The sequence below is a fragment of the Endozoicomonas sp. SESOKO4 genome, from assembly GCF_024606275.1.
The window spans coordinates 1-8862 of the sequence record NZ_JAHHPS010000567.1; the positions used below are offsets into that span (position 1 = coordinate 1).

Below are 8862 nucleotides of genomic sequence, written 5' to 3' on the forward strand. Positions count from 1 at the left end.
AGTAGCAACAGTAGCAACAGTAGCAACAGTAGCAACAGTAGCAACAGTAGCAACAACAGCAGTGCCGTAAAGAGAGAGTTTTTAATAAATCCATCCTTGCATTGTGTTTTACAGAGAGAAAGGATAGATCAAGAGCATATATCTATTTGTCTGTCATTTAGAAAAGAGGCCTCCATTCTGGTCCACATCAACAAACTTGCTTTTTCGATGTTTTTTTTTGTGATTCAACAGGGCTCTGGCATTGTCGCAGAGCTGACCGCATCGTTGAAGTTGGCCGTTCTCCCCGACCACGGTCATGTTGCAGGTTTGTTGTCCGGTGTGGTCTCTTTTTTTGTGATCCGTCAGGGCCGGGGCACTTTTGCAGACCAACCCGCATGGCCGCTGCTGACCATCCTCGCTGACCAGGGGCATATCACAGGTTTTTGGCCCGCTGTGTATTTTTCTCCTGTGATACGACAGGTCTCTGGCATTCTTGCAGAGCATCCCGCATGGCCGCGGCTGGCCATCCTTCCCAACGACAGTTATGCCACAGGTTTTTTGCCCAGTGTGAGCAACTCTTTTGTGACTCGCCAGATTTCTGGCATTTATGCAGAGCATCCCGCATTTGTGCAGCTGGCCATCCTCCCCGACCACCGTCATGTCACAGGTTTTTTGCCCGCTGTGGTATGAGCTTTTGTGAGCCGTAAGAGATATAGCACTTCTCAAGACTTTTCCGCATCGCTGCCGGTGGCCATCCTCACCGATCACGGTCACGATACAGGTTTGTTGCCCACTGTGGTCTCTTCTTTTATGTTCCGACAGGGCTTTAGAACCTCTGCAGATACTTCCGCATGGCCGCGGCTGGCCATCCTGACCGATCAGGGGCACGTCACAGGTTTGTTGCCCACTGTGGTCTCTTCTTTTGTGATCCGACAGGGCTCTGGAACTTTTCCAAATCCTTCCGCATGGCCGCTGCCGGCCATCCTCACCTATCACGATCTCGACACAGGTTCGTTGCCCTTTAGAGACTACCCCTGCACTCATTGAGTCTAAAGCGACCCCGCCTTGAGGGTTGCCATTATTGGCTGGGTTGTCATCAGTACCATGCGCCTGTGGCGGAAATCGTTGACCAAAATCGTATTGGCGTTTAATGGCAAGAATATCATCCCGTATTTCGAAAGGCAGGGTTTGTTGGGGGTGCGTAACCTGTAAAGGATCCAAATGCCCCACGCAACTGAAGCAGTACCCAGTGGCCAAATGGAGGCATGAGCTTCCTGCGAAATTCATCGGCCATTCAGAGGGCTCTGTGTTATCAGATGATGGTCGGAGTTGACAGGTACCATGACAGGGATGGACGAAACAATTCAAACCCAAAGTATGTGGGTGTTGTTGAGGGTCTTCGTTACCGTCCTCATAGTCAGAATGCAGGAGGCTAGCGAAATAGCCTGAAGGGTATGTACTTCTTTGCGGAGCTTGCTGACTGGATGATTTTGTTGGCTGATATGATTGTTGGTTACATCCAGAGCCAAACATGACAGTGATGGTGGCAAATAGGCGATCCTGACTCGACTCTTGTTGTTCAACTTGGTATTGAATTGGGCTAAACAGCCGTGAATAAGGGTTCCAATAGCATTTTAAAAGCCAACCGACACTGACAACCACTTCTGCGAGCATCCCTGAGTGTGGGTTAGAGCTTAAAGGGGTATCTATGGTGCTCAGGATCAGTTCGAAACCAACGAGTAGATTAGTAGCGTATAGCAACTGCCACGAAATCGACTCAATAAGGGGCATTTTTGCTCCGTAATCATACGATTTCTGTCGTTTTTCATCAGGCAGGAAATCTGTTCCTGCACAGCCCCCTGTGTCGGTAATGTGTGATGGGTTGCCAGACAATTTTCGCTGGTCACGCTTTATAGTGAAGCTCCGGTTTGAATTTTGTTGAATCTCAACAAAAATACGTTCTGTCAACGTTTCACCCTGGCAGATGACAGAAAGCGACAATAGCAGCAACATTAGTGTTGCAAAGAGTGAGTGCTCAATAATTCTATCCTTGTATTCTGGTTAACAGAAGGGAAAGATAGATCAAGAAAATGAGAATGTTTTCTGTCAAAAGCCTTTTGTCAAAAATCAGAGCTCTGAAGGGGATAATTTCGAGACAAAGCTTGATATCAAAGGGTGCATAGGTGGCCGACAGCAGGCATTCTGCAAGCCCATTACCTCAAGCAGTCACCTTTCGTGCAACACCCCCCATTCACTGGCAAAGCATCTTAAAACCTCTCTTGGCTGGCATCAATCCCGTATTGACCTTATTGCGCTGGTTATTATTGGCCTTATCCAGATGGGTTCAGTCAACCTGTCCCGTACGGCCCGAACTATGGGGCACGGTACCGGGATCGACTCCGGGCGTGAACGTCTCAAGCGCTTCTTCGCCCGGAGTGACATGGAGCTTGATGATATTGCCAGAAGTGTCGTTGACTGGATGGTACCCGAAGGAAACAGGGTTGTCTGTCCGGATCGCACCAACCGGGAGTTTGACCAGTTCAAAGGCGGCAATCATTCAGCTTGAGTTAATAAGCTTGCAGTTATACCTGCTGGCGAGTACCCACTCTCCCTTTTATATCAAGATTCTTTACAAAATTGTCCCCTGCAGAGATCGACTCGTTATTTATTTACTCTACCTTCTTTAGAGCTGGGGTCATTATTCTGGCTCACATCATCGGGATTGCGTTTTCGATGTTTTCTTTTGTGATTCGTTAGAGCTTGAGTATTCTGGCAGACCTTTCCGCATGGTCGCTGCTGACCATCCTCCCCAACGACGGTCACGTCACAGGTTTTTTCCCCGCCGTGTTGAGTTTTTTTGTGATCAGAGAGAGCCAGAGCATTCCGGCAGATCTTTCCGCAAGGCCGCTGTTGACGATCCTCCCCGACTACGGTCATGTCACAGGTTTTTTTCCCGGTGTGGTATCTTCTTTTGTGATTCGACAGGGCGTAGCCATTCTGGCAGACGGTCCCGCATGGCTGCTGCTGGCCATCCTCCCTGAACATGGTCACATCACAGATTTTTTGCCCGCTGTGGTATTTGCTTTTGTGGGATGACAGAGATTGAGCACTCTTGAAGACTATCCCGCATCGCTGCTGGCCATCCTCTCTGACAACGGTCACATCACAGGTTTTTTGTCCGGTGTGGTATTTGCTTTTGTGAGATGACAGAGATTGAGCACTCTTGAAGACCTTCCCGCATGGTTGAGGCTCGCCATCCTCAACGACTGTGGTCACGTCACAGTTTAGTTGTCCGGTGTGGTTGCTGCTTTTATGATTTGCCAGGGTTTGTGGGTAATGTGCAGTTCTTCCGCGAGGCGCTCCTCCGGGAAGAAGACAAATTGGTACATCATCATTGGCTGGCCAAGTGGTATCAGTTGCATAGACGATCCCTGCATTCACTGTGCAGTGATTGTCTGTATTGTCGCTAATGCCTCCGGCTTGTGGCTGATGCGCTTGCCGCTGAAATAGTTGGCCAGACTCGAATTCGAGTTGAGTGTCAAAGAGATCATCCAATGCTTGTGAAAGCGTAGAATCTCCAACGTTTAAAGGATTCAAATGACTTATGCAACCAAGACAGTGCCCTTGCGGAAAATGGGGGCATGAGATTTCTAAGGAATTCAGTGGCCATTCAGCGGACTCTCTGCTGTCGGATGATGCTCGGAAACTACAAACGCCATTGCAGGGAAAGACATAACAATTTAAACCCAAAGTATGTTGGTGTTGCAGAGGTTCTCCGTCTCCGCTACCGGAGCCTGAATAAAGGAAGCCAGTGAAAGAGCCAGCAGGCTGGATGGTTGCCCCCGGGGCTTGTTGGCCCGATGGTTGTGAAGCCTGGTATTGTTGTTGGCTATGCCCAGAGTCCGGAATCACAGTGATGGTGACAAATGTCTGATCCCCCTGGGTCAGCATAAACGTTGCCTTCTGCTGTTCAATCAGCTTAAACAGTGGGGAGTTGGGATGCCAATAACTTTGTAAAAGCCAACCGACAGCCACAACTACTTCTGCAAGTGCCCATGAGTAAGGAGTGGAGTACAGGGAGGCGTCCGGGGTGGACAGGATCAGTTCGTAACCCACCAGCAGGTGAGTGATGTAATGCCATTGCCAGAAGATTAACTCAACGGTCGTTTTTATCCCGTAAATGAACGAACGTTGTCGTATATTATTAGTCGGCAAAGATGATTTTGTAAAGCCGTTTATATCGGCAATGTCTGAAAAGGGACACCGGTCAGGCTTTATGGAAAAGCTCAGTTTTGGAGATGCTGTTTTCTGTTCAAGTTCGGTAACAAATCGTCCTGTAAACGGTTGTGCATGACAGACGACAAAAAACATCAGTAGCAGCAACAGCGGTGTCGTAAAGGGTGAGTGTTTAATAATTGTGTTCTTGCCTTCTGATTTACAGAGAGGAAGGATAGATCAAGAATATAATTGAGCTTTTCTGTCATTTAGAACTGAGGTCATTGTACTTGGCCGCATCAGCAAGTTTGCGTTTTCGATGTCTTTTTTTGTGATTCGACAGAGCTTGATGATTCTGGCAGACCTTCCCGCATGGCTGTGGCTGGCCATCCTCCCCGAGCATTATCTCGTCACAGGTTTTTTGCCCGCCGTGGATGTTTCTTTTGTGATCCGTCAGAGCCTTGGAACTCTTGCAAAGCTTCCCGCATGGCCGCTGCTGACCATCCTCTCCGACTACGATCATGTCACAGGTTTTTTGTCCGCTGTGCTCTTTTCTTTTGTGATCCGACAGCCTCCAGCTATTCTTGCAGACCTTTCCGCATGGTTGTTGCTGGCCATCCTTCGCGATCAACATCACACCACAGATTTGCTGGCTAGAGTGGACTCTGTTTTTGTGGTAAGTCAGTTCTATAGCATTCCTGAGAACCTCCCCGCATGGCCCTGACTGGCCATCGTTACCGACCACCAGCATGTCACAGGTTTGTTGCCCGGTATGGAGTCTGCCTTTGTGATTCCTCAGGGCTAGCGCATTCTGGCAGACCGTCCCGCATGGCTGCAGTCGGCCATCCTCCCCGATCACGCTCACGTCACAGGCTTTTAGCCCGCTGTGGACTTTACTTTTATGAGACGACAGGACCAAAGCATTCTTGTAGACTTTTCCGCATGGTCGTGGCTGGCCATCCTCTCCAACCAGAGGCACATCACAGGTTTGTTGCCCGCTGTGATCTTTTCTTATGTGAACCGACAAAGCTGTAGCACTCTTGCAAACAATCTCGCATGGTCGTCTCTGGCCATGCTCTCCAATCACAATCAACTTACAGGCCGCTTGCCCGACAGCTTCAGTTTTATAGTCTGCCCCGGCATCCATTGATTTTGAGGCGACCCCGTCTAAGGCGACCCCGTCTAAGGCGACCCCGTCTGAAAAGTTCCTGCCATAGGCAGGGTTGCTATCAATGCCTTGCGGCTGTGGATAAACCAGTCGGTCAAATACGCATTGAAGTTGATTGGCAGGGAAATCATCCAATGTTTTTAAAGGCGAGGAATCGCTGGCGTTTAGAGGATCAAAATAGCCAATGCAACGAAGACACTGCGCATTCGTCAAATGGGGGCATGAGCTTTGTCCGGAATTTAGTGACGATTCAGCAAGCCAACTACTATCGGATGATTGTCTGAGTATACAAATGCCACGACAGGGATAGACAAAACAATTTAAATCCAGAGTATGCAAGTCTTCTTGAGGGCCTCTTTTGTCGTCGCCATAGTCAGTATTCAGTGGGCTGTTGAAAGAGGCTTTAGGGTGGGTGGTTGCCCCTGATGGTCTCTGGCCGGATGGTTCTGATGGTGGTAGTGTCCGATGATGTCCAGAGCCAAACATCATAGTGATGGCCAAATCCGGTTTGCCTTCCTGCGCCTGCGTGGATGCTGTCTCTAATTGTTGAATCAGGCCAAACAGAAGTGAATCAAGGTTCAAATAGCTTTTTAAAACCCAACCGACAGCAACAATCACTTCTACAGGTAACGATGAATAAGGGCCGGGGCTTAGAGGAGAGTCTTTGCCGGTCAGGATCAGTTTGTAACCAACCCGCAGATGGGTAGTATAAAGCCATTGCCACAAAGTTGATTCAATTATGGTCGTTTTTACTCCATAGTCGCCAGGTCTGTGTGGTTTATCATCAAGGGAGAAATGTGTTCCTGCATAGCTGTTTGCTTCGGCGATGTCTGACGCGTCGTGCGTCAGTTTTTGCCAGTCACGCTCTGTATAAAAGTGCTGGTTGGTCTGTTCGAGCTCGACAATATAACGTTCTGTCAACGGTTCGCCCCGACAGATAACAAACGGCAGTAGTAGTAAAAATATCGCAAAGAGTGAGTGCTTAATAATTATATCCTTGCATCCTGGCCTACAGAGAGAAAAGATAGATCATGATAATAACCGTGTTTTTCCGTTATTTAGAACTGAGGCCATCATTCCGATCCAGATCAAGAGCCTTGCGTTTTCGATGAGTTTTTTTGTGATCGTACAGGGCTTGAGTATTACTGCAGATTTTCCCGCATGGCCGCTGCAGGCCATCCTTCCCGATGACGGTTACTTCACAGGCTTGTTTATTGCTGTGGGTGCGTCTTTTGTGACTCAACAGGTCCAGAACATTCTTCCAGGTCGTCCCGCATGGTCGTGGCTGGCCATTCTCGCCAACCACGGTCATGCTACAGGCTCGTTGCCCGCTGTGAACCTTGCTCTTGTGACTAGACAGAGATAGAGCATTCTTTAGGACAATTCCGCATGGACGCGGCTGGCCATTCTCCCCGACTAATATGACATCACAGGTTTGTTGTCCGGTGTGCTCTTTTCTTTTGTGATCCGACAGTGCGCAAGCGTTCTTGCAGACCTGACCGCATGGCCGCAGCAGACCGTCTTCCCTGACCACGGATACGCCACAGGTTTTTTTCCCACTGTGGGCCATGCTTCTGTGGACGGACAGCGCTTTAGCATTTTTGCAGACCTTCCCGCATGGTCGTTGTTGGCCATTCTTTTGAATCACGGTAACGTCACAGGTCGGTTGCCCGGAAATGTTAGCTGCACAGGCAGCCTCTGCGCTCGTTATATATGCAAGGTTGCAGTGACATTCCGGGCTACTATCACAGCTGCTCGTCTGTGTCTTGGATGGTTGGTCAGAGTCGCATTGTAGCTGAGTGGCAGGGAGGCCATTCAATGCATTGAAAAGCGAGTAGTTTCTTTCGCTTGAAAGATCAAAATAGTCTATGCAACTAATGCATTGTCCTCTCGCTAAATGGCGACATGAGCTTTGTACCCAGCTCAGCGGCGATTCATCGTGCTTTCTGCTATCAGATGATGGTCGGAAACAGCAAACGCCATAACAGGGGAAGACGAAACAATTTAAATCCAAAGAATGCAGATCTTGCTGAGGACCATCGTTACCGGCGCCATAGTCAGTATTCAGTGGTCTGTTGAAAGAGCCAGCAGTATGGGTGTTGGCTTTATGGGTTTGCTGCCTGGATGATTCTGATGGCCGGTGTGATTGTTGTCCATCTCCAGAGCCAAGCATCATAGTTACGATGGCAAACGGATGATCCTGATTCGCCTCTTTTTGTTCAATTGGGTTAAACGGCGGTGAGCTGGGGTTCCAATAGTTTTTTAAAAGCCAGTACACAGCGGCAATCACTTCTATAGGTATCCATGAATAAGGGTTGAGATCGAGAAGAGCGTCTCTGTTGGTCAGGATTAGTTTGTAACCAACGAGCAGATCAGTGGCGTATGGTAAATGCCGCGAAATCGATTCAGCAGGGGGTATTTTTACCACGAAACTGCACGATCTTTGTTGTTTGTCATCAAATGGTGAAGCTGATCCTGGATAAGTGTTTGTGTCGGCAATGTCTGGAAATGTGCGCCGATCACGCTTTAAAGAAAAGCTCTGGTCTGGATAATCCGCATTTTTTTGAAGCTCAACAAAAAAACATTCTGTTAACGGTTTGGCCTGACAGGTGACAGAGAATTTCAGCAACAACACTGCCGCAAAGAGTGAGTATTGGATAATTCTAGCCCTGCGTTCTGGTTTATAGAGAGGAAGGATAGATCAATAAAATAAGTCCGTATTTCCGTCAATTACGGCTGAGGTGATTATCCTGATCTACATCAACAGGCTTCCGCTTTCGGTGTCTTCTTTTGTGTTTCGACAGAGCTGTGGCACTGTTGCATAGCTGTCTGCATGGCTGCAGTTGGCCGTCCTCCCCGACCAGAGTCGCGTTACAGGTTTGTTGCTCGCAGTGAGCGTTGCTTTTGTGCCTGGAATGCGATTTTCTTTTGTGAAGCGACAGAGCTTGAGCATTCTTGCAGACCTTCCCGCATGGCTGTTGCTGGCCATTCTCCCTGACCACTGTCAAGTCACAGGTTTGTGGCCCGCTGTGGGCTATTCTTTTGTGATGCCACAGGGCTCTATTATTCTTGCAGACCTTCCCGCATGACTGCTGCTGACCATTTTCCCCGACCAATGTCGCCTCACAGGTTGGCTGATGCTTGTTGTGGAATAGGCGTTTGTGATCAAACAGAGCTTGAGTATTCTTGCAGACCTTGCCGCATGGCTGCTGCTGGCCATCCCCGCCGACCACTGTTTCGTTACAGGCTTGTGGTCCTGTGTGGGCTCTTCTTTTGTGGTCCCACAGGGCTCTGCTGTTGTTGAAGACCTTCCCGCATGAGTGCTGTTGACCATCCTTCCCGACCACTGTTGCCTCACAGGTTGGTCGCTGCCCGCTGTGGAATTTGCGTTTGTGTTCTACCAGGGCTTGAGCGTTCTTGCAGACCATGCCGCATGGCTGCTGGCCATCCTCACTGACCACTATTCCGTCACAGGTTTGTGGCCCGGTGTGGGCTCTTTT

Annotated in this window: 6 protein-coding genes; 1 reads left to right on the forward strand and 5 read right to left on the reverse strand. The window is 49.0% G+C overall.

Annotated elements, in window-relative coordinates; translation table 11 throughout:
• Positions 1 to 153: 153 nt before the first annotated feature.
• A complete protein-coding gene (locus tag KDK16_RS11110; protein ID WP_257255109.1) occupies positions 154 to 1947 on the reverse strand; it encodes a hypothetical protein in 1794 nt (597 codons plus the stop codon).
• Positions 1948 to 2317: 370 nt separating this feature from the next.
• On the opposite strand from KDK16_RS11110, the gene KDK16_RS11115 reads away from it, so the two are divergent.
• Positions 2318 to 2545 carry a hypothetical protein gene (locus KDK16_RS11115; RefSeq protein ID WP_257255110.1) on the forward strand — a complete coding sequence of 76 codons (228 nt, stop codon included), beginning with the start codon at positions 2318 to 2320 and terminating at the stop codon, positions 2543 to 2545.
• A 95-nt stretch (positions 2546 to 2640) separates the two neighbouring features.
• Here the strand turns inward: KDK16_RS11115 and KDK16_RS11120 are convergent, their stop codons facing one another.
• From KDK16_RS11120 to KDK16_RS11135, 4 genes are all read right to left on the reverse strand, one after another.
• Positions 2641 to 4362, reverse strand: coding sequence for a hypothetical protein (locus KDK16_RS11120; RefSeq protein WP_257276156.1), 1722 nt, complete (start codon positions 4360 to 4362; stop codon positions 2641 to 2643).
• A gap of 97 nt (positions 4363 to 4459) precedes the next feature.
• Positions 4460 to 6283, reverse strand: coding sequence for a hypothetical protein (locus tag KDK16_RS11125; protein ID WP_257276157.1), 1824 nt, complete (start codon positions 6281 to 6283; stop codon positions 4460 to 4462).
• A gap of 133 nt (positions 6284 to 6416) precedes the next feature.
• Positions 6417 to 7997 (reverse strand): hypothetical protein, encoded by a 1581-nt coding sequence (locus tag KDK16_RS11130; RefSeq protein ID WP_257276158.1) that lies wholly within the window; start codon positions 7995 to 7997, stop codon positions 6417 to 6419.
• 91 nt (positions 7998 to 8088) lie between these two features.
• Positions 8089 to 8862: hypothetical protein (locus tag KDK16_RS11135; protein ID WP_257276159.1), on the reverse strand; the 774-nt coding region annotated here is incomplete at its 5' end.

What these genes read in the sequence shown, in the direction of transcription:
- KDK16_RS11115 (WP_257255110.1), top strand. Translation starts at nt 2,318, where the DNA reads ATGGGTTCAGTCAACCTGTCCCGTACGGCCCGAACTATGGGGCACGGT.